We start from the raw sequence: 22075 nt of genomic DNA on the forward strand, positions 1-22075 counted from the left end.
CTCGCGCTTGCAAGGCCTGGCTGGATCATCCAGCGCGGCTCGCAAGCCGACGATGCGCCGGGACCAACGACAAATTGTGCACTGTGAAGCGCGAATGCGCAGAACACGCAACTATAGAAAGGAAGCCTGACATGGCTAAGCTCTCCAAGGACGAGCTCATTGAAGCGTTCAAGGAAATGACCCTGATCGAACTTTCCGATTTCGTTAAGGAATTCGAGGAAGTATTCGACGTTGAAGCTGCTGCTCCTGTAGCTGCCGCTGCTGCCCCAGCCGCTGGTGCTGGCGAGGGTGCCGCTGAAGAGAAGGACGAGTTCGACGTTGTCCTGACCGACGCTGGCGCTAAGAAGATCGGCGTTATTAAGGCTGTCCGCGAAATCGTTTCCGGCCTGGGCCTGAAGGAAGCCAAGGAACTCGTAGAGTCCGCTCCAAAGGCTATCATCGAGGGCGCTTCCAAGGACGACGCCGAGGCTGCAAAGACCAAGCTGGAAGAAGCTGGCGCTTCTGTCGAGCTGAAGTAGTCTTTACTACCTCAAGCATTCTTGCCACCGCCGCGAGCCGGTTATAGCTCGCAACAATCGCTAACCCGCGGGTTCACCTCTTTGGTGCCCGCGGGTTTTGTTATCGGGTTTGGGACACGTTTTTTGTGGGTTAACCCTGTCGTTTAACCCTTTCCTGTCGTTAAACCCCTATTACCCCTTACCCCTGGCGTGGTTAGGGGTGTTGCCACAACGATGTCACCGGAAGGACGAATATCGTGTGCTCCTCGTCGTGGAATCGGAGCGCCTTGTCCCCGAGGTAGATAACCACGGTTGCCGCTATGCGTTGACCTAGCTGTGAGCCAATGGTTTTCAGGTGCTTCCATGCGCGTGCATCGACGTCATGCGTGCTTTTTACTTCGATGAGAATAACCCGCCCGTCGGCAAGCTCAACAACGATATCGATTTCTTCGCTTCTTTGCCGGAAATGAGCGATGGAATAACACTCGGTAGACCAGGTCTGTTGTTTGCGCAGTTTCCCGACGATGAATGCCTCTAGAAGGGCACCGTATAATTCAAAACCACCGGATTGGAGCGATTTTTGCACCGTTAGCCCCGATAAAAACGCGGCCAGCCCTGTATCGGAAACGCTGATTTTTGAGCGTTTCACGCTGCGGTTGGTAAAACCGACGCCCCAGCCAGGAATGGAGTCGACCAAATACATCCGTTCAGCGAGCTGTAGATAGTCAGTAAGTGCAGTCTCGGAGATTCCAAGGTTCCGGGCGAACTTTGCTTTGACAAGTTCAGCTTGCCCTTGGCTTGCCAATATCTTTAACAATGGTTGCAGATATTCTGCAGTAGTCACTGCTTCCTGCTAATTCACGGGCGTCATGGGTAGCTAAGCGTTCCAGATAGGAAGACAACCATCGGTCCCGTCGGCGACCAGGCTCTCGTTTTAGTGGCTCTGAGTATCCACCTGCAATAACAATTGATCTTTGTTGTTCAGGCCGCGCAATATTTTCGTGCTGGAAGGGCTTTCCTACGGAGTCGATCGCGGTACTGGAAGTGACGGAAAGGATCCAGTGGACCCAATCTCCTGGGGTTGACCTATTGGCTAATTCTCCTTGGCTCAGACCGTAGAGACGTGGTGATTCCGCTCGTCCGGCAAGAGAATCGGATACTCCGGGGAGGGTGAGCAAATCGATGGATCCGGTAATGACATACCTGCCCGGACGGCGGTCTAAGTCAATGACGCGTTTGAGGATGAAGTAATGCTAGCGTGCGGATTTTCCACAATATGCGCGAGTATTCGCCACAATATACGCGAGGATTTACCACAGTAATCGCGAGGTTTTAGCACCATATGCGCAAGGATTGTGTCGCCAAAGCAGAAGCGTTGACGGCACGCGGAAAAACGTCCTGGCGTCCTGTGTTTTCCAAACATGGACCCCACAACGGTGCACCCATACTTTCGGATGATTTTTCGTTTCCAGAAGGAGTAATCTAGAACCTAGCAATGCCACCACAATTGGCGGCAGCGTCTGCACTGTTGGCATGCTGCCCGCGCAGGATGCCACCATTCGCGAAGAAAGGATTCCCCATGACCAGCACCCCGAACACCCTTCTCGTTTTCTTTTCTCGCAGCGGTGAAAATCTCTGGGATGGTGGTCGCCGCACACTAGAAATCGGTAATACTAAGCGCGTCGCCGATATGATCGCCGAACGCATCGAATGCGACACTTTCGAGATCACGGCCGCTGATCCCTATTCCGATGACTTCGATTCCGTTGACCAGCGCTCGGCACGAGAACTACGCGACAATGCCCGTCCGGCCATCGCTGGCGAACTACCGGACGTCGGCAAGTATGAGCGCATTATCGTGGGCAGCCCGGTGTGGCACGCAGAGCTTCCCATGATTCTTCGTACTTTCTTTGATGAGACCAATGGTTTGGCTGGCAAGGACGTCTATCCATTTGTGACGTTTACTGGCGGCGCGGGTGCAGCATTGTCGGAGGTGGATGTGGCATGCCCGAAGGCGACGGTGCACCAGGGGCTACCGGTTCGTGGCGAGGATGCGGACAACGCTGCGGAAGATGTTGACGCCTGGGTGGCTGTCGAGTTCCACGGTGAGGAGCTTTGAGTAACCACTATGTAGCGCGATCAGCTCATATGGTGTGACTGCGTGCTGGCATCGATTAGGGTCCTTGTTCCCTGGGTACGGTAAACTGCCACCCATGCTGCCTGCCTCACGAGTTTTGTCTGCGATTGCGATCGCCATTGGCCTTGCCTTGGTGGTCGGCGCCGGCCTGGCTCCGCGCTTTGTGCACAGTGATGCGCGATTACCGCTTGATGTCCAGCACACCACCTTTCGGCTTGTCGACGATGCCACTGGTTACCAGCGCCAGTTGCATTGGGACCTACTGGAGCCTGCTGATGCAAAATCGGTCGCCGTTCGCGTCGGTTCGACGCTTGTGCGAAGCGCCGAGGACAACCAAGTAGGCCAGCCCGACGAGCAGCCAGGGGATAGCCACGCGGAAGATGGCCCGGACACGACCGAGCTTGTCGACGCCGACGTCTGGGCCTTCGACATGGACCGTCGGACCGGGGAAGCGTTGAGTACCGCACAACTCAGCCACACGTTGGTGACACCGGCTGCACACATCGAGATCGATGGCCAGTGGTTGAAATTCCCGGTTGACGCGGAAAAGACCAGCTATGACGTGTTTGACGAAACTCTTCGTGGATCCTATCCGGCGGCGTTTCAGGAGGAAGTCACAGTCGATGGGGTGGAGTTGTACCGCTATCGTCAGGTCATCGATCCGGTGAACGTTGCCTCGAAATACGCGGATGCGCGCAACACTAAACAGGAAGAGCTTCCGGTCCCAGAGGAAGTTCCAGAAGAAAACGCAGAAGAAGTTCCTGAAAAGGCCCCAGAAGGAGCGCTAGATGAAGCTCCAGAAGAAGCTCCTGAAGAAGCGCTAGATGAAGCTCCAGAAGAAGCTCCTGAAGAAGCGCTAGATGAAGCTCCTGAAGAGGCGCTAGAACAAGATCCGGAACCCGCAATAAGGCGGCAGCTGTATTTGCATCATTCGGCGACGCGTGACTATTTTGTGCATCCGCGCACCGGCATGATTGTCGATCTGCACGAAACTGTCGACGACTATTTTGCGACTCACACGGGAGAGCACATCGAAGACGGCATCGCATACCAAGCGCAGCTTGCCGACGCCGACGTCGACAAGCTTATTACCCAGGCTGAATCATTCCCTGACGATGACACAGTGCGTCTTATCCGCTACATTGTGTTGGGAATTGGTGTGATTATTACGGTGCTGGCGCTGATCGGTGTGTTTGGTGGCTTTCGGCGGGCCCGACAGAATTAAATCTGAGCAGCGTGTGATTGGTTAACCTCATCTGCCACAGTTGCTGATCAGGACTTTACAAAATAAGAAAACTGCAATAAACTGCTACGTTGCGCTGGATCCTGGGGACAGGTGCGTGATTGAGCCTTGTTAATTTTCGTGAAAACGTTCACTTGACAAGGTGATTTTATGCTATCTGATCACGGGAATCCACAGCAATAAAAGATGCTAAAAAATACCAGCGGTTGTGGGGCAGTCACATGCCAGAGTGGCTGACACCCGCTTCCGCGTGAGGTGCTGGAAGGACCCATCTTGGCAGTCTCCCGCCAGACCAGTTCAGTGGCTAATATTCCTGGAGCCCCGCAACGGTACTCGTTCGCGAAGATTGACGAACCTATTGCCGTCCCGGGGCTTTTAGACCTACAACGAGACTCTTATGATTGGCTCATCGGTACGCCGGAATGGCGTGAGCGCGAGCAAGAACTCCGCGGTGCCGATGCGCAGATTACTTCAGGGCTCGAGGATATCCTGAATGAGCTTTCGCCTATTGAGGATTACTCAGGCAACATGTCTCTTTCGTTGTCCGAGCCACGTTTCGAGCCGGTGAAAAACACCGTCGACGAAGCGAAAGAAAAAGACATTAACTACTCCGCGCCACTGTATGTGACCGCGGAATTCATTAACTCCGATACCCAGGAGATTAAGTCCCAGACTGTCTTCATTGGCGATTTCCCAATGATGACAGAAAAAGGCACGTTCATCGTGAACGGTACCGAGCGCGTTATCGTATCGCAGCTGGTGCGTTCTCCGGGTGTCTATTTTGATCGCTCCATCGACAAGTCCACCGAGCGCCCGTTGCATGCTGTGAAGGTTATTCCTTCCCGTGGTGCATGGCTGGAATTCGACGTCGACAAGCGCGATACCGTTGGCGTACGTATTGACCGTAAGCGCCGCCAGCCAGTCACCGTGTTGCTGAAGGCTTTGGGCTGGACTGAAGAGAAGATCCGCGAGCGTTTCGGCTTCTCTGAGCTCATGATGTCCACGCTGGAAGCTGATGGCGTGGCTAATACCGATGAGGCTTTGCTGGAGATTTACCGCAAGCAGCGTCCGGGTGAGCAGCCTACCCGCGATCTGGCGCAGTCGTTGTTGGATAACTCCTTCTTTAACCCGAAGCGTTATGACTTGGCACGCGTTGGTCGTTACAAGATCAACCGTAAGTTGGGATTGGGCGGCGATCATGACGGTGTGAGCACCCTGACTGAAGAAGACATCGCCACCACCCTGGAATACTTGGTGCGCCTGCACACCGGCGAGCGGGAGATGGAATCGCCGGACGGTCAGCACCTGATGTTGGATACCGACGACATTGACCACTTCGGTAATCGTCGTCTGCGTACCGTTGGCGAGTTGATTCAGAATCAGGTTCGCGTCGGCTTGTCCCGTATGGAGCGCGTTGTGCGTGAACGCATGACCACCCAGGATGCTGAATCGATCACGCCGACTTCGCTGATTAACGTGCGTCCGGTCTCGGCTTCGATTCGTGAATTCTTTGGTACCTCCCAGCTGTCCCAGTTCATGGACCAGAACAACTCGCTGTCGGGTCTGACCCACAAGCGTCGTTTGTCTGCGTTGGGCCCTGGTGGTTTGTCTCGCGAACGCGCCGGCATTGAGGTCCGAGACGTGCACCCTTCGCACTACGGACGCATGTGCCCAATTGAGACTCCCGAAGGTCCAAACATTGGTCTGATCGGATCGCTGGCTTCCTATGGTCGCGTGAACTCCTTCGGATTCATCGAGACCCCATACCGCAAGGTTGTGGACGGCAAAGTCACCAACGAGGTTGAATACTTGGCTGCGGATGCGGAAGACCGTTATTCCATTGCCCAGGCTGAAGTTCCAACGGCAGAAGACGGCACCATCCTTAGCGACCGTATTGAGGTCCGTCAGAAAGACGGAGATATCGCCGTTACCACTGCTGATGGTGTGGATTACGTCGACGTTTCTCCACGCCAGATGGTGTCTGTCGCTACCGCGATGATTCCGTTCCTGGAGCACGACGACGCTAACCGTGCACTGATGGGTGCCAACATGCAGCGTCAGGCAGTCCCTCTGGTTCGCTCCGAGGCACCATACGTTGGTACCGGCATGGAATTGCGCGCCGCTTACGATGCTGGCGACGTCGTCATCACCCCGAAGTCAGGTGTCGTCGAGAACGTGTCGGCGGACCTGATCACCATCATGGATGATGACGGCATCCGTGACACCTACATGCTGCGTAAGTTTGAGCGCACCAACCAGGGAACCAACTACAACCAGACTCCACTGGTCAACATTGGCGACCGCGTCGAGGCAGGCCAGGTGCTTGCCGACGGTCCAGGTACGCACAATGGTGAGATGTCGCTGGGCCGCAACATGCTGGTGGCGTTCATGCCATGGGAAGGCCACAACTACGAGGACGCGATCATCCTGAATCAGTCCATCGTGGAAGATGATTCGCTGACCTCCGTGCACATCGAAGAGCACGAGATTGATGCCCGCGACACTAAGCTGGGTGCCGAAGAAATTACTCGCGAGATTCCGAATGTCTCGGAAGATGTCTTGCGTGACCTCGATGAACGCGGCATCATTCGCATTGGTGCGGACGTTCGCCCAGGCGACATCCTCGTCGGTAAGGTCACCCCGAAGGGTGAAACGGAGCTGACCCCAGAAGAACGTTTGCTGCGTGCCATCTTCGGTGAAAAGGCCCGCGAGGTGCGCGATACCTCGATGAAGGTTCCGCACGGCGAAACCGGCAAGGTCATTGGCGTGGCGCGATTCTCTCGCGAAGACGACGACGATTTGTCGCCAGGCGTCAATGAGATGATCCGCGTTTACGTCGCCCAGAAGCGCAAGATTCAGGACGGCGATAAGCTTGCCGGACGCCACGGCAACAAGGGTGTCGTCGGCAAGATCCTGCCACCAGAAGATATGCCGTTTATGGAAGACGGAACCCCGGTTGATGTCATCCTGAACACCCACGGTGTTCCACGTCGTATGAACATTGGTCAGGTTTTGGAGATTCACCTGGGCTGGCTGGCACATGCCGGTTGGAAGGTTGATCCCAACGATCCGCAGAACCAAGAACTGATCAAGACCCTGCCGAAGGAACTGTACGACGTTCCGGCTAACTCGCTGACCGCAACCCCGGTTTTTGACGGCGCTTCCAACGAAGAAGTCTCTGGTCTGTTGGCTAACTCCCGTCCAAACCGCGACGGCAACGTCATGGTGGATCGCCACGGTAAGGCGCGTTTGTTCGATGGCCGCTCCGGTGAGCCATTCGAGCACCCGATCTCCGTCGGTTACATGTACATCTTGAAGCTGCACCACTTGATCGACGAGAAGATTCACGCTCGTTCGACTGGTCCTTATTCCATGATTACCCAGCAGCCATTGGGTGGTAAGGCACAGTTCGGTGGTCAGCGCTTCGGTGAGATGGAGGTGTGGGCAATGCAGGCATACGGTGCCGCCTACACCCTGCAGGAGCTTCTGACGATCAAGTCCGACGACGTGGTTGGACGTGTGAAGGTCTACGAGGCGATCGTGAAGGGCGATAACATCCCGGATCCGGGTATCCCAGAGTCCTTCAAGGTCTTGCTCAAGGAACTGCAGTCGTTGTGCCTTAACGTTGAGGTTCTTTCCTCTGACGGAACCCCGATGGAGCTATCTGGCTCTGACGAGGACGACGAAGCCGGACCATCGCTGGGCATTAACTTGTCCCGCGATGAGGGCGCCGCTGCAGACATCTCCTAAACGGCAAAACCAACGCCGAAATACCAAAAGTCCTTAATAGTCATTGCAATCCCTCCTTCATCGGAGGGGAAAGGGCATTTACGTGTTTGACGTAAACCTCTTCGACGAACTCCGCATTGGTCTTGCCACCGCCGACGACATCCGCCGTTGGTCCAAGGGCGAGGTCAAGAAGCCGGAAACCATTAACTACCGCACCCTGAAGCCGGAACGCGACGGCTTGTTCTGTGAGCGCATCTTCGGACCAACCCGCGACTGGGAATGTGCTTGTGGCAAGTACAAGCGTGTCCGCTACAAGGGCATCATTTGTGAGCGCTGTGGCGTTGAGGTGACCAAGTCCAAGGTGCGCCGTGAGCGCATGGGCCACATCGAGCTGGCTGCTCCGGTGACCCACATCTGGTACTTCAAGGGTGTTCCTTCCCGCCTGGGTTACCTGCTGGACTTGGCTCCCAAGGACCTGGAGCGCATCATCTATTTCGCGGCGAACATCATCACCTCGGTAGATGAGGAAGCCCGCCACAACGACTTGTCCACTTTGGAAGCAGAAATGCTTCTGGAAAAGAAGGACGTAGAAGACGACACCGAGTCTGAGATCGCCGAGCGAGCTCAGAAGCTCGAGCAGGACTTGGCGGAACTGGAAGAAGCCGGTGCGAAGGCCGACGCACGTCGTAAGGTGCAAAACGCTGCCGAGAAAGAAATGCAGCACATGCGCGAACGCGGCGAGCGCGAAGTTGATCGCCTCGACGAAATCTGGAACCACTTCGTTAAGCTGGCTCCAAAGCAGATGATCATCGACGAGACCATCTACGAAGAACTCGTCGATCGCTACGAGGATTACTTCACCGGCGGTATGGGCGCGGAAGCTATCCAGACCCTGATCCGGAACTTCGACCTGGAGGCCGAAGCGGAGGAGCTGCGCGGCATCATCAACGAAGGCAAGGGCCAGAAGAAGATGCGCGCGTTGAAGCGCCTGAAGGTCGTCGCTGCGTTCCTGAACTCCGGAAATGACCCTGCCGGCATGGTTCTGGATTCCATTCCAGTCATCCCACCAGAGCTGCGTCCAATGGTGCAGCTCGACGGCGGCCGTTTCGCGACCTCCGACTTGAACGACCTCTACCGTCGTGTTATCAACCGCAACAACCGTTTGAAGCGCATGCTGGATCTCGGTGCCCCTGAGATCATCGTGAACAACGAAAAGCGCATGCTGCAGGAGTCGGTGGATGCACTGTTCGACAACGGCCGTCGTGGCCGTCCGGTCGCAGGCCCAGGCAACCGCCCACTGAAATCGCTGTCTGACTTGCTGAAGGGTAAGTCGGGTCGTTTCCGTCAGAACCTGCTGGGTAAGCGTGTGGACTACTCCGGCCGTTCGGTTATTATCGTCGGTCCGCAGCTGAAGCTGCACGAGTGCGGTCTGCCGAAGCTGATGGCGTTGGAGCTGTTCAAGCCATTCGTCATGAAGCGTCTGGTGGAAAATGATTATGCGCAAAACATTAAGTCCGCTAAGCGCATGGTTGAGCGCCAGCGCCCAGAAGTCTGGGACGTGTTGGAAGAAGCAATTTCCGAGCACCCAGTTCTGCTGAACCGTGCACCAACCCTGCACCGTCTGGGTATCCAAGCATTCGAGCCGAAGCTCGTCGAAGGTAAAGCTATTCAGCTGCACCCTCTGGCGTGTGAGGCCTTCAACGCCGACTTCGACGGTGACCAGATGGCAGTCCACCTGCCACTGTCCGCCGAGGCCCAAGCCGAAGCCCGCGTGCTGATGCTGTCGTCGAACAACATTCTCTCGCCAGCGTCCGGTAAGCCATTGGCGATGCCGCGTCTGGATATGGTCACCGGTCTGTACTTCTTGACCATGAACAAGCGCGCCGACGAACAGGGCGGCGAAGGCCGCTACCAGCCGGGCGACGAAAACGGTCCAGCGCAGGGCGTCTATTCGTCCTACGCGGAAGCCATCATGGCGCGCGACCGTGGTGTTCTTGGTTTGCAGGCGCCGATCAAGGTCCGCATTTCCCACCTGCGCCCACCGCGCGAGATCGAAGAGGCGCAGTTTCCAGAAGGTTGGCAGCGCGGTGACACCTGGTTGGCTGATACCACCCTGGGTCGCATCATGTTCAATGAACTTCTGCCTTGGGATTACCCATACCTTGAGGGCGTCATGGTCCGTAAGGGCGGCGGCGAGGAGAAGATCCTGCTTGGCGACGTCATCAATGACTTGGCCGTCAAGTACCCAATGATCTCCGTGGCCCAGACTCTGGACAAGATGAAGGATGCGGGCTTCTACTGGGCAACCCGATCCGGTGTGACCATCACCATGCACGACGTGTTGGTCTTGCCGAACAAGACCGAGATCTTGGAATCCTATGAAGCCGAGGCCGAGCGCATCGAGCGCAAGTACTGGGAACAGGGTGCGCTGACCGAGCGCGAGCGTTATGAGCGCTTGGTCGAGCTGTGGAAGGATGCCACCGACAAGGTTGGTTCCTCTGTCGAGGACCTGTACCCAGATGACAACCCAATTCCGATGATCGTGAAGTCGGGTGCGGCCGGTAACATGCGACAGATCTGGACGCTGGCCGGTATGAAGGGCATGGTTGTGAACTCGAAGGGTGATTACATCACCCGTCCGATCAAGACGTCCTTCCGCGAAGGTCTGTCGGTTCTCGAGTACTTCAACAACTCGCACGGTTCCCGTAAGGGTCTGGCCGATACCGCGCTGCGTACCGCAGACTCCGGTTACTTGACCCGCCGTCTGGTCGACGTTGCTCAGGACGTCATCGTCCGCGAAGAAGACTGTGCAACCCGTCAGGGCGTGCGTGTTCCGATCGGCGAGCAGATCACCGACGACACCTACGCGGTACACGAGCTGTGGGAGACCTCCGCTTCCGGTCGCGTGGTTGCCTCTGATGTCAAGGACGCCAACGGCGAAGTCTTGGTTGCTGGTGGCGAAGACTTGACTGAAGAGAACACGCAGAAGCTGGTCGACGCTGGCATCACCGAGATCAAGGTTCGTTCGGTTCTGACTTGCCAGACCCCAGCCGGTGTCTGTGCGAAGTGTTACGGCAAGTCCATGGCTTCTGGCAACCTGGTCGACATCGGCGAGGCCGTCGGTATCGTGGCTGCCCAGTCCATTGGTGAGCCGGGTACCCAGTTGACGATGCGTACCTTCCACCAGGGTGGTGTCGGTGGCGACATTACCGGTGGTCTGCCACGTGTGCAGGAGCTGTTTGAGGCCCGCAACCCGAAGAACCGCGCCCCAATCGCCTCCGTCGCCGGCGAGATCTCGCTGTCGGATGAAGGTAACTTCTGGACTCTGACCATCCACCCAGATGATGGTTCGGACGACGTTGTCTACGAGAAGCTGTCGAAGCGTCAGGGCCTGGCCCAGGTGCGTCGCCCAATGGAATCCAACCCGGATGCCATGATCGAGCGCGCTTTGCGCGACGGGGACCACGTCGAAGTCGGCGAGCGTCTGTTGCGCGGTGCTGCCGATCCGCACGATGTTCTGGAAGTTCTGGGACGTCGCGGCGTCGAAAAGCACCTGATCGACGAAGTGCAGGCCGTGTACCGCACCCAGGGTGTGGCTATCCACGACAAGCACATCGAGATCATCATCCGTCAGATGCTGCGCCGCGGTACCGTTATTGATTCCGGTACTACCTCGCTGCTGCCGGGCAACCTGATTGACCTTTCCGAGGCTAAGCAGGTCAACGCGGCACAGGTCGCTGAAGGTGGCCAGCCTGCCGAGATGCGTTCCGAGATCATGGGTATTACCAAGGCCTCCCTGGCTACCGAGTCATGGCTGTCGGCCGCCTCGTTCCAGGAGACCACCCGCGTTCTTACCGACGCCGCCATCAACAAGCGTTCCGACTCGTTGATTGGTCTGAAGGAAAACGTCATCATCGGTAAGCTCATCCCGGCTGGTACCGGTATCAACCGTTACCGCAATATCACCGTGAAGCCGACGGAGGCTGCCCGCAATGCGGCATACTCCATCCCAACCTACGGTGATTCCATTTACGGCGACGACGGCTACAGTGACTTCACTGGCGCATCCGTCCCATTGGACGAAACCTTCGAGCTGTAACCAGCGGCTTGTTTCCTGCGCCAGGCGGCTAATTGCTGGTAGCAGGAAGTCAGCTTCGCAGTGCTAGCGCATCGTTGGCCCTATCCCGTTTCGGGGTAGGGCCGTTTTCCATGCCACGGCTGTCTCGGTCGGCCTGTTCAGCGCGTCCGGCTGCAGAAAGGCCTTGCTTATATCATCGTCCATATCGCCCGCTCAGTGCGCACCCAGCTCTTTGCCAAAATAGGTGATGCTGCGCATAAGCCCTTGGCAAAATTTTTGCCAGGGTATAGCGTGTAACGGTCTTAACAAATAGAACTTGCTGCAGCGTATCGGCACTAAAACCGTCGAATTCAGCTCAAGCTGCGCCAATTACACCGTAGAAAGGGCGAGATATGCCCCAACAAAAAGCTGGCGGTTCTCAGTCTGCTGCCACGCCACCAGCGCAGTCCAAGCGAAACTTGCAGTGGCGGCCGATCGACATCGTCATCGTCGCGATCCTCGGTGTCGCAACCGGCTTCATCTTCGTGGTCTGGAACAACATTGGTTATGCCTGGTTGACCGCGATGGATAACCTGACCCCGGGTCTGGGCGGTTTGGCCGTCGGCATTTGGTTGCTTGGTGGCGTACTGGGTGGTCTGATCATCCGCAAACCAGGTGCGGCGATATTCGTGGAAGTTTTCGCTGCCAGTGTCTCAGCTGCCCTCGGTTCACAATGGGGGCCAGAAACTCTCTATTCGGGGCTAGCGCAGGGCCTGGGTGCCGAGCTGATCTTCCTGTTGTTTGCTTACCGGAAGTTCAACCTGCTGGTAGCTATCTTGTCGGGTATCGGTGCCGGTGTGGGGGCCTGGACCTTGGAGTTATTCTTGTCGCCTAACCTTGCTAAGTCACTAGAATTTAACATCATCTACCTGGTCTGCGTCGCAATTTCCGGCGCTATCTTGGCTGGCATCGTCGGGTTTAGCCTGATGAAATCGCTGGCGAAAACGGGCGCGCTCGACCGCTTCGCAGCCGGGCGGGAGCACCGCGTATAAGCTTTAATTTTATGCTCGCTACAGCCGTCGAAATGTCGAATTACTCCTGGACCCACGCCGGGCGTCGCCGGCCTGCGCTTAATCGCGTCAACCTGCAGATCGCTGCTGGGGAGCGCGTGTTGATATGTGGTAACTCAGGGTCGGGAAAATCCACCCTGGTCGCTGCCATTGCCGGTGTGCTCGGAGGGGAAGAGGAAGGCGACCAGGTAGGCAGTCTGGTGTTGCGAGATTCATCCGGGCGGCAAGAACCTGCGGGCGCAGCTATACCGGTGGGGTTGGTCCTGCAAGATCCCGACTCCCAGGTTATTGCCGCCCGTGTCGGTGATGATGTCGCGTTTGGCTGCGAAAACCTCGGGTTGGAGCGCAGCGAGATTTGGCGCCGGGTGCGCGCGGCCCTGCCGCTGGTCGGCCTGGAATTGCCCCTGGACCATCCGACCGCGCACCTGTCGGGAGGCCAAAAACAGCGTCTGGCGCTAGCAGGTGTGATCGCGATGCGTCCGGGGATCATTATCCTGGATGAACCCACTGCGAACCTTGACCCGGAGGGCGCGCGCGGTGTAGTGCAGGCGGTGGCTAACGTCGTCAAGCACACCGGTGCCACGCTGCTGGTCGTCGAGCACAATTATGACGCGTGGTTGCCGTTGGTCGAACGCGGCCTGGAGTTCGCGGATGGCACGCTTGTCGACGACGCCCCAGTGCAAGAAATCGTGGCCCGGCGCAGACTTTCCCGTGTTCCGCAGGCACGCCCAGAATTGGCACAGCACACCCCGGCCTTGGTTGCCGATAAGGTCATTGCCGCCGACCAACCAGCTCATCTGCCGGCGCGCAGTCTGCAGTTACCCGAACATGCCTCGACGGTGATTACTGGAGCGAATGGCGCGGGGAAAACCACCCTGTTGATGACTTTGGCTGGCCTACGCCCGCTTGCATCCGGAAAAATCGAACTTACCGAATCCATTCGTTCTGGCCAGCGCGGCCCCATCGCCAAGTGGAAGTCACGCCAATTGGCGCAGCGCATCGGGTATGTGTTTCAGAATCCGGAACACCAGTTCGTCGCGCGTACCGTGCTTGAAGAACTACAGGTCGGGCCCAAGGTCATGGGCCTTAAGGTAGCCGATCAACGTTATCAGGAGTTGTTAGAGCGGCTCTCGCTCGCGCACCTTGCTTCGGCGAATCCGTTCACACTTTCGGGTGGTGAAAAACGCCGCCTGTCGGTGGCCACGGCTTTGATTGCTGCTCCAAAGCTCGTGCTTTTCGACGAGCCTACTTTTGGCCAGGATCCCCACACGTTCGGGGAATTAGTGTCTATTGTGCGTGGGCTTGTCGACGATGGTGTGACCGTCGCCTCGGTGACTCACGATAAGCACTACCGCAGCGCGCTCGGGGATAACCATGTGAAATTGCTACCCGGGGGAGGTGAAGTTCGTGGCTAATACCCAGCGAACTGAAGCTGCGCAGACTGCGGACCTGGTGCCATCTGGTGCGCCGCGAATAAATCCACTGACGCGCATTATCATCATGCTGTTGGTGACCACCCCGTTGCTGTTCAGCCTGGATTGGGTGAGTGCCTCTATCTCTTTGGCTATCACCATCGTCGTTGCCCTTGTTGGGGGAGTAGGGCTGAAAACTCTCGCGGCAACTCTTTGGCCGCTGCTGTTGATCGCCCCGCTATCGGGCATTTCGATGCTGCTCTATGGTGCCGAGGGTGGGGAAGTGTATTTCGAGTTCTGGCTCATGACTATCTCGGATAACTCAATTGAGCTGGCGATAGCGATTATGATCCGAATCTTGGCCGTGGCCAGCCCGGTGATCTTGTTGGCGCGAAATATTGACCCGACTCGGTTGGGGGATTCGCTGGCGCAGATCTTGCATTTCCCGGATCGCTTCGTGATCGGCTCTGTGGCCGGGGTTCGCATGACCGGGCTGTTTAAAGACGACTGGGTCGCGATGAATCGAGCTCGCCGCGCCCGCGGACTGGGAGATCGCGGCAAAATCGCGCATTTTTTCACCATGGCGTTTGGCCTGCTGGTACTTGCTTTACGACGCGGCGGCAAGCTCGCCACTGCCATGGAGGCACGTGGTTTCGGGCGCCAGCCTCTATACGGTGAGCGCCGTACCTGGGCGCGTCCTGCCACGTTGCGTGCCGCAGACTGGCGAGCGCTGGGAATAGCACTGGTGTGCGCAGCGATCCCGGTCGTCGTTGCGGTGCTCGTTGGCAGTTGGCGCTGGTTTGGTCTTTAACCACCGTAGTAATTCAGTCCCGGTTTGACACCGCCGAATAGCTGTTCAGCGGTCACGAATTCATAGCCCTGGTTGCTTAAAGAATCCAAAATGCAGGGCATCGCATCGACGCTGGTCGCATGCAGATCGTGCAGCAAAATCACGGCTCCGTCATAGGCGTTGGTAACCGCACGGTTGCAAACTAGTGCGGAGTCGCGGTCTTGCCAATCGCGGGTATCGACCGACCAGATGATGTTGGCCATGCCAAGCTCTGCGGCGATGTTATTAACGGTGTGGTTCGTCGCCCCGTAGGGAGGGCGCAGCATAGTCGGAGTGTGGCCGCCGGTGGCATTGGCGATTGCTTGGTTGCCTTGGCTGAGTTCGTTGCGTACCTCGTCGGCCCCCAGCGTCGTCAAGTCTGGATGATTATAGGTGTGATTGCCGACGGCATGGCCCTCATGTAAAGCACGCGCGACGGTTGTCGGGCTCGCATCCACGCTCGAGCCGATGGTGAAGAACGTGGCTTTCGCGTTGTATTGCGCAAGAGTATCCAGCAACCGGTTGGTGTTCGCTGCGGGACCGTCGTCGAAGGTTAACGCTACCCGCGGTGCTCCTGGGTTACGTGGTGCCTGCCGGGAATCTTGCTGGTTCGCAGCTTGCGCTTGTTGCGACGGTTGCGCTGGTTGCGACGGTTGCGCGATCTTTTCGGACTGGCCTGGCTGGGCCTGAGCGGTATGTGTCTTGCCGGTAGCGCTGCTACTGCCGCCGCTTCCAAAATCATCTCCTAGTACGCGTGTGGCCAGTGCGGAGTCTGGCTTGTGCTGCAATTTGTGCGGATCAATCGACAACTCGATTCTGCCGGCGGAATAAGCGCTGACGGTGCCGTCATCGAAGTGGATGTCGAGGGATCGTCCGTCGTCGCCAAGTGCGAATCCACCCAAGCTTTCCGCTGTCAGATCCTCGGGGAAAACCTCGGAAGCGTCGTACTGGCTTCGTAGCTGCTCGCGGGCTTTCTCCACAAATTCTTGCAGGCCAGCGTGGTCTGCAACAACGTCGCCGTTGGCATCGATAGCGCCGTCATACAGGTTTGCTACCCCGACCCGGCCGTTATCGTGCAGGTCAAAAGTAAGAACCCGATGGTGGCGTTCGGGGGAAGCGCCTTGGGTATCGAACAGCGTGTTTAAGGCCAAAGTCAGAACGCCGTCGCCGCGGTAGACCAAGTTGTAGCTCACGCGCTCGCTGAACTTACCGTCGAATCTTGGGGTCGAATCGCGGGTGACCGAACGGAAGTGTTCGCGTAACTCGTCGACCTCAGTCTTAAGCACCTTATTAATCTCCGGCCACTCCGTTTCTGGAATTTCCACATAGGAGGTGACGGTGTCGGTTTCTTCCTGGCTGACCACCGACGTGATGCCTTCGTAGCTCGTATTGGCAATATAGAAATTGTCGTCGGTCGGGGTTGGGGTAGCGCTTGGCGACGCGCTGGTCGAGACGGCAGCATCGTAGCTGTTCGAAGAGTGGGCCTCATCAGCAGGCGTGGTGCAGCCTGCAAGAACCAGGGTCAGTGATGAAACAGCGGCGAACGCGGCGGTATTGACGGTGCGATGACGACGAGAGGAAATCATGCTTCCACATTAAATAACAGCCCTACCATGCGCATCGATGTGTCGTCGGTGAGCAGCGATGCGCGTGAACGCTTAAACACTGAAAGAAACGTAAACAGTGGGAGAATCGGTAATTGCCACTACCTACAGAACCTGCTAAAGTTCACTCTGGTTCGTCTCGCCAGAACGGTGGGATGAAAGTCTGATCATCTTCACGACGCACAAAATTGCCAATGGAGACGTTCTGGACACGCGGAAGGGCCCCGGAAAAGAGCCCTAATTTTTGCGTGTTTGGGTTTGTTCGCCAGCAAGTAGTGTGCTTCGCGCCGCAAGGTGTAAGAAAACTCAACTGACAAGAAAGACTGGTTTATGCCAACTATTCAACAGCTGGTCCGCAAGGGCCGCCACGATAAGAAGTCGAAGGTGGCAACCGCAGCGCTGAAGGGTTCCCCACAGCGTCGTGGCGTGTGCACCCGCGTCTACACCACCACCCCGAAGAAGCCGAACTCCGCGTTGCGTAAGCTTGCCCGTGTTCGGCTGACCTCCGGTGTTGAGGTTTCGGCCTACATCCCAGGCGAGGGCCACAACCTGCAGGAGCACTCCATGGTTTTGGTTCGCGGTGGTCGTGTAAAGGACCTTCCAGGTATTCGTTACAAGATCGTCCGTGGTGCTCTTGACACCCAGGGTGTTAAGGACCGTAAGCAGGCTCGTTCCCGTTACGGCGCAAAGAAGGGGTAATAAACAATGCGTAAGAATCAAGCTCCAAAGCGTCCAGTTGTCAAAGATCCGGTTTACCAGTCCGAGCAGGTTACTCAGCTGATCAACAAGGTGCTTCTGGACGGTAAGAAAGCTACCGCTGAGCGTATCGTTTACGGTGCACTAGACAAGTGCAAGGAAAAGACTGGCACTGACCCATTGGGTACCCTTGAAAAGGCTCTGGGCAACATCCGCCCGGATCTCGAGGTTCGTTCTCGTCGTGTCGGTGGCGCTACTTACCAGGTTCCTATGGAAGTTCGTCCAAGCCGTGCGAACACCTTGGCTTTGCGTTGGTTGGTTACCTTTACTCGTAAGCGTCGCGAGAACACCATGATCGAGCGTCTGGCTAATGAGATCCTGGATGCCTCCAACGGTCTGGGTGCTTCCGTTAAGCGCCGTGAAGACACTCACAAGATGGCAGAAGCCAACCGCGCTTTCGCCCACTACCGCTGGTAATTCGCTCTATACCCAGACTGCGAAGCTTAACAATGTGTGGTTCTTCCCAGCGAGGAGCCGTTCATGGTCTGGATATGACAGATTGACCCGGAATGCACCAGCACGACCTGGAGGCTTGCGGGTCTTTTGTTTAGCAGCAGCGCTGCCTTCCGGCTTTATGACCGTTGTTAAAACACGACGAATAGTCCCGATGAGCAGTAGCTGGCTGCCAAATAAAGCTTTTCGTGGCATTATCGCAAGTAACGCGATTTGCACGCGGGAATTTACAGCAACAACTATTTTGATGGGGTAAAACTGTGGCACAAGAAGTGCTTAAGGATCTAAACAAGGTTCGCAATATCGGCATCATGGCCCACATCGATGCTGGTAAAACCACCACTACCGAGCGTATTTTGTACTACACCGGTATTAACCGCAAGGTTGGTGAAACCCACGACGGTGGTTCGACCACTGACTGGATGGAGCAGGAAAAAGAGCGCGGAATCACCATTACTTCCGCAGCTGTTACCTGTTTCTGGAATGGCAACCAGGTCAACATCATTGACACGCCAGGTCACGTGGACTTCACCGTTGAGGTTGAGCGCTCCCTGCGTGTTCTGGACGGCGCCGTAGCCGTTTTCGACGGCAAGGAAGGCGTTGAACCGCAGTCCGAACAGGTCTGGCGTCAGGCCGCGAAGTACGACGTTCCACGTATTTGCTTCGTGAACAAGATGGATAAGCTCGGTGCGGACTTCTACTACACCGTGCAAACCATCATCGACCGACTGGGTGCTAAGCCACTCGTTATGCAGCTGCCAATCGGCGTTGAAGATGATTTCGACGGCGTTGTCGACTTGCTGCAGATGAAGGCCTACTTGTGGCCTGGCAAGGTCGAGGTTGGAGCAGAACCTCAGCTGGTAGACATCCCTGAGGACATGAAGGACAAGGCTGAAGAATACCGTGAGAAGTTGGTCGAGGCTGTCGCTGAGACCGATGAAACGCTCATGGAAAAATACTTCGGTGGCGAAGAAATCTCCATCGATGAATTGAAGGCCCAGATCCGTAAGCTGGTCGTTAATTCTGAGATTTACCCTGTTTACTGTGGTACCGCTTACCGCAACAAGGGTGTCCAGCCACTGCTCGATGCTGTTATCGACTTCCTGCCGAACCCAATGGACGTCGGCGAAGTTATCGGTCACGAGATGGGCAACGAAGAAGTCGAGATGCGTCGTAAGCCATCGTCGGAAGAGCCATTCTCCGGCCTGGCATTCAAGATTGCTGCGCACCCATTCTTCGGTCAATTGACCTTTGTTCGCGTGTACTCCGGCCGCGTCGAACCAGGCAACGAAGTCCTGAACTCGACCAAGAACAAGAAGCAGCGCATCGGTAAGATCTTCCAGATGCACGCCAACAAGGAAAACCCTGTTGACGAAGCACTGGCAGGTAATATTTACGCGATCATCGGTCTGAAGGACATCACCACCGGTGACACCATTTGCTCGAAGGAAGATCCCATCATCCTCGAGTCCATGGACTTCCCAGACCCGGTTATCCAGGTTGCCATTGAGCCTAAGACCAAGGCCGACCAGGAGAAGCTGTCCACCGCTATCCAGCGTCTTGCCGACGAAGACCCAACCTTCACCGTGAAGTTGGACGAAGAATCCGGCCAGACCGTTATCGGTGGTATGGGTGAGCTACACCTCGACGTTTTGGTTGACCGCATGAAGCGCGAGTTCAAGGTCGAGGCAAACATCGGTAACCCACAGGTTGCCTATCGCGAGACCATCCGTAAATCTGTTGCCTCCCTGGATTACACCCACAAGAAGCAGACTGGTGGTTCCGGTCAGTTCGCTAAGGTGATCGTTTCCATCGAGCCTTACGCTCCAGACGAGAGCGAGCTGGAAGAGGGCGAGAGCGCACTGTACAAGTTCGAAAACGCGGTCACCGGTGGCCGTATTCCGAAGGAGTACATTCCTTCCGTCGATGCTGGTATTCAGGACGCAATGCAGTACGGCTACCTTGCCGGTTATCCATTGGTGAACATCAAGGCGACGCTGGAAGACGGCGCATACCACGACGTTGACTCGTCCGAAATGGCCTTCAAACTGGCTGGTTCCCAGGTTCTTAAGGAAGCTGTCGCCAAGGCTAAGCCAGTCCTGCTGGAGCCTCTGATGGCTGTCGAAGTTGTTACCCCAGAGGAATTTATGGGTGACGTCATCGGTGACATCAATGCTCGCCGTGGACAGGTTGAATCGATGGATGACCGTTCAGGCGCCAAGGTCGTCAAGGCTCGCGTTCCACTGTCTTCCATGTTCGGTTACGTCGGCGACTTGCGTTCCCGCACCCAGGGTCGTGCAAACTACACCATGGTCTTCGATTCCTATGGTGAAGTTCCGCAGTCCGTGGCTGAAGAAGTCATCGCCGCACGCACCGGTGGTTCGGCTAACTAAGTCGATCAACCAGGGGATTTAACATCCCCGCCCCGGGTGGCCTCGGTTCACGGTAGGATCGTGCTGCACTTACATCTTCCCCGTGCGGAGGCCTCCGGATCATCGGGTTGCGGCCGTGCTGAATTCACAGCGAATACGCTTCTAAAGAATCCCTGTTTGGGCAACTATGAAAGCGCGGGCTTTGATTAGCCCGTTTGCGTGGATTGAGTCGGCCGTTACCCGAAGGCCCATGATCTGAATGCTATGGTGATAAGAAAGCCGTGTATTAGTAACAACGGTTTGATATATCAGTGCCATAATTCTAGGATCAGGTAACGGGCATACCTGTAAGACGTCGCCTGCCACAAGCCTGTGGCGAAAACGCAGGTAACTTAGTAGGCAAAAGAGATAAACCCCGTGGCTGCGAAGGTCGTAGCCACCGATAAAGTCCAGGAGGACATACAGTGGCAAAGGAGAAGTTCGAGCGTACGAAGCCGCATGTGAACATCGGCACTATCGGACACGTCGACCACGGCAAGACCACCACCACCGCAGCTATCACCAAGGTTCTGTCGGACAAGTACCCTGAAGAAAACCAGGCATTCGCGTTCGACATGATCGACAAGGCTCCTGAGGAGAAGGAGCGCGGTATTACCATCAACATCTCCCACGTGGAGTACTCCACTCCTAAGCGCCACTACGCGCACGTGGACGCCCCTGGTCACGCTGACTACATCAAGAACATGATTACCGGTGCCGCTCAGATGGACGGCGCTATCTTGGTTGTTGCAGCTACCGACGGCCCAATGCCACAGACTCGTGAGCACGTTCTGCTGGCACGCCAGGTTGGCGTTCCTTATATCCTGGTCGCTCTGAACAAGTGCGACATGGTTGACGATGAGGAAATCCTCGAGCTCGTCGAGATGGAAATCCGTGAGCTCCTGGCTGACCAGGAGTTCGACGAAGAAGCTCCAATCGTTCACATCTCCGCTGTTGGCGCCTTGGAAGGCGAGGAGAAGTGGGTTCAGGCCATCGTTGACTTGATGGATGCCTGCGACGAGTCGATCCCAGATCCAGACCGCGCAACCGACAAGCCATTCCTGATGCCTATCGAGGACATCTTCACCATTACCGGTCGCGGTACCGTTGTTACCGGTCGTGTTGAGCGTGGCTCCCTGAAGGTCAACGAAGAAGTCGAGATCATCGGCATCAAGGACAAGACCCAGAAGACCACCATCACCGGTATCGAGATGTTCCGCAAGATGCTGGACTACACCGAAGCTGGCGACAACGCTGGTCTGCTGCTTCGTGGTACCAAGCGCGAAGAGGTCGAGCGTGGTCAGGTTATCGTTGCACCCGGTGCATACACCACCCACAAGAAGTTCGAGGGTTCCGTCTACGTTCTGTCCAAGGACGAAGGTGGCCGCCACACCCCATTCTTCGACAACTACCGTCCTCAGTTCTACTTCCGCACCACCGACGTTACCGGTGTTGTCTCCCTGCCTGAGGGCACCGAGATGGTCATGCCAGGCGACAACGTCGACATGTCCGTCGAACTGATTCAGCCAGTCGCTATGGACGAGGGCCTGCGTTTCGCTATTCGCGAAGGCTCCCGTACCGTTGGCGCCGGCGTTGTTAACAAGATCCTCGACTAATTCAGGATCTTAACCGCTGCTGACGTCAGCGCGTTGCGGCGTTCTCAGCAACTCTAGAAGCCACCACCGATTTTACGGTGGTGGCTTTTTCGTGTCTGTACTGCCAGGCATCCGTTAATGCCAACCCGGGGGCAGATTAGTTGGGGAGAGCCTCCGATTAACTCCCGCATGATCCCATTTCGACGGGGAAATGTCCCCACCTCGCCTTATTTGGGTATGTTGATAGCCTATACTCGGTAACATCGCGCGCTTTTCGTTTCT

14 protein-coding genes are annotated in these 22075 nt (G+C 56.4%); 12 read left to right on the forward strand and 2 right to left on the reverse strand.

Annotated elements, in window-relative coordinates:
• Positions 1 to 131: 131 nt before the first annotated feature.
• A complete protein-coding gene (rplL, locus tag QP888_RS03040) occupies positions 132 to 518 on the forward strand; it encodes a 50S ribosomal protein L7/L12 (protein WP_049148393.1) in 387 nt (128 codons plus the stop codon).
• A 193-nt stretch (positions 519 to 711) separates the two neighbouring features.
• On the opposite strand, the gene QP888_RS03045 is transcribed toward rplL, so the two are convergent.
• Positions 712 to 1341 carry a DUF4143 domain-containing protein gene (locus QP888_RS03045; protein ID WP_284812058.1) on the reverse strand — a complete coding sequence of 210 codons (630 nt, stop codon included), beginning with the start codon at positions 1339 to 1341 and terminating at the stop codon, positions 712 to 714.
• Between the two features lie 651 nt (positions 1342 to 1992).
• Here QP888_RS03045 and QP888_RS03050 point away from each other — a divergent pair.
• The 7 genes from QP888_RS03050 (at position 1993) to QP888_RS03080 (ending at position 14956) form a co-directional block, all read left to right on the forward strand.
• Positions 1993 to 2616 (forward strand): flavodoxin, encoded by a 624-nt coding sequence (locus QP888_RS03050; protein WP_284812059.1) that lies wholly within the window; start codon positions 1993 to 1995, stop codon positions 2614 to 2616.
• 94 nt (positions 2617 to 2710) lie between these two features.
• Entirely contained in the window at positions 2711 to 3859 is a 1149-nt protein-coding gene (locus QP888_RS03055; protein ID WP_284812060.1) for a PorA family protein, read from the forward strand.
• Between the two features lie 273 nt (positions 3860 to 4132).
• Positions 4133 to 7627 (forward strand): DNA-directed RNA polymerase subunit beta, encoded by a 3495-nt coding sequence (gene rpoB / locus QP888_RS03060; protein ID WP_284812061.1) that lies wholly within the window; start codon positions 4133 to 4135, stop codon positions 7625 to 7627.
• Between the two features lie 82 nt (positions 7628 to 7709).
• Positions 7710 to 11705: a DNA-directed RNA polymerase subunit beta' gene (locus QP888_RS03065; protein WP_284812062.1), complete on the forward strand. Its 3996-nt coding sequence runs from the start codon at positions 7710 to 7712 to the stop codon at positions 11703 to 11705.
• Between the two features lie 371 nt (positions 11706 to 12076).
• On the forward strand, positions 12077 to 12715 hold the full coding sequence (locus tag QP888_RS03070; RefSeq protein ID WP_284812063.1) for an ECF transporter S component: 639 nt from the start codon (positions 12077 to 12079) through the stop codon (positions 12713 to 12715).
• Positions 12716 to 12726: 11 nt separating this feature from the next.
• Entirely contained in the window at positions 12727 to 14148 is a 1422-nt protein-coding gene (locus QP888_RS03075; protein ID WP_284812064.1) for an ABC transporter ATP-binding protein, read from the forward strand.
• A 37-nt stretch (positions 14149 to 14185) separates the two neighbouring features.
• On the forward strand, positions 14186 to 14956 hold the full coding sequence (locus QP888_RS03080) for an energy-coupling factor transporter transmembrane component T family protein (RefSeq protein WP_284812170.1): 771 nt from the start codon (positions 14186 to 14188) through the stop codon (positions 14954 to 14956).
• Here QP888_RS03080 and QP888_RS03085 read toward each other — a convergent pair.
• On the reverse strand, positions 14953 to 16560 hold the full coding sequence (locus QP888_RS03085) for a polysaccharide deacetylase family protein (RefSeq protein ID WP_284812065.1): 1608 nt from the start codon (positions 16558 to 16560) through the stop codon (positions 14953 to 14955). The genes QP888_RS03080 and QP888_RS03085 overlap by 4 nt on opposite strands.
• Positions 16561 to 16908: 348 nt before the next feature.
• Between QP888_RS03085 and rpsL the strand changes: the two genes are divergently transcribed.
• The 4 genes from rpsL (at position 16909) to tuf (ending at position 21814) form a co-directional block, all read left to right on the forward strand.
• Positions 16909 to 17277, forward strand: a complete 369-nt coding sequence (gene rpsL / locus QP888_RS03090; protein ID WP_018121319.1) for a 30S ribosomal protein S12 — start codon at positions 16909 to 16911, stop codon at positions 17275 to 17277.
• 6 nt (positions 17278 to 17283) lie between these two features.
• Positions 17284 to 17751 (forward strand): 30S ribosomal protein S7, encoded by a 468-nt coding sequence (gene rpsG, locus QP888_RS03095; protein WP_018121318.1) that lies wholly within the window; start codon positions 17284 to 17286, stop codon positions 17749 to 17751.
• A gap of 296 nt (positions 17752 to 18047) precedes the next feature.
• Positions 18048 to 20180 carry an elongation factor G gene (gene fusA, locus QP888_RS03100; protein ID WP_284812066.1) on the forward strand — a complete coding sequence of 711 codons (2133 nt, stop codon included), beginning with the start codon at positions 18048 to 18050 and terminating at the stop codon, positions 20178 to 20180.
• Between the two features lie 443 nt (positions 20181 to 20623).
• Positions 20624 to 21814 carry an elongation factor Tu gene (tuf, locus tag QP888_RS03105; RefSeq protein ID WP_284812067.1) on the forward strand — a complete coding sequence of 397 codons (1191 nt, stop codon included), beginning with the start codon at positions 20624 to 20626 and terminating at the stop codon, positions 21812 to 21814.
• Positions 21815 to 22075 lie beyond the last annotated feature (261 nt).

The sequence above is a fragment of the Corynebacterium sp. MSK297 genome (assembly GCF_030232885.1).
Taxonomy (GTDB): Bacteria; Actinomycetota; Actinomycetes; order Mycobacteriales; family Mycobacteriaceae; genus Corynebacterium.

Excerpts from the sequence above, each read along its gene's own strand:
- rplL (WP_049148393.1), top strand. The coding sequence starts at position 132 with ATGGCTAAGCTCTCCAAGGACGAGCTCATTGAAGCGTTCAAGGAAATG.
- QP888_RS03050 (WP_284812059.1), top strand. The coding sequence starts at position 1,993 with ATGCCACCACAATTGGCGGCAGCGTCTGCACTGTTGGCATGCTGCCCG.
- QP888_RS03055 (WP_284812060.1), top strand. The coding sequence starts at position 2,711 with ATGCTGCCTGCCTCACGAGTTTTGTCTGCGATTGCGATCGCCATTGGC.
- QP888_RS03070 (WP_284812063.1), top strand. The coding sequence starts at position 12,077 with ATGCCCCAACAAAAAGCTGGCGGTTCTCAGTCTGCTGCCACGCCACCA.
- QP888_RS03075 (WP_284812064.1), top strand. The coding sequence starts at position 12,727 with ATGCTCGCTACAGCCGTCGAAATGTCGAATTACTCCTGGACCCACGCC.
- QP888_RS03085 (WP_284812065.1), bottom strand. The coding sequence starts at position 16,560 with ATGATTTCCTCTCGTCGTCATCGCACCGTCAATACCGCCGCGTTCGCC.
- rpsL (WP_018121319.1), top strand. The coding sequence starts at position 16,909 with ATGCCAACTATTCAACAGCTGGTCCGCAAGGGCCGCCACGATAAGAAG.
- rpsG (WP_018121318.1), top strand. The coding sequence starts at position 17,284 with ATGCGTAAGAATCAAGCTCCAAAGCGTCCAGTTGTCAAAGATCCGGTT.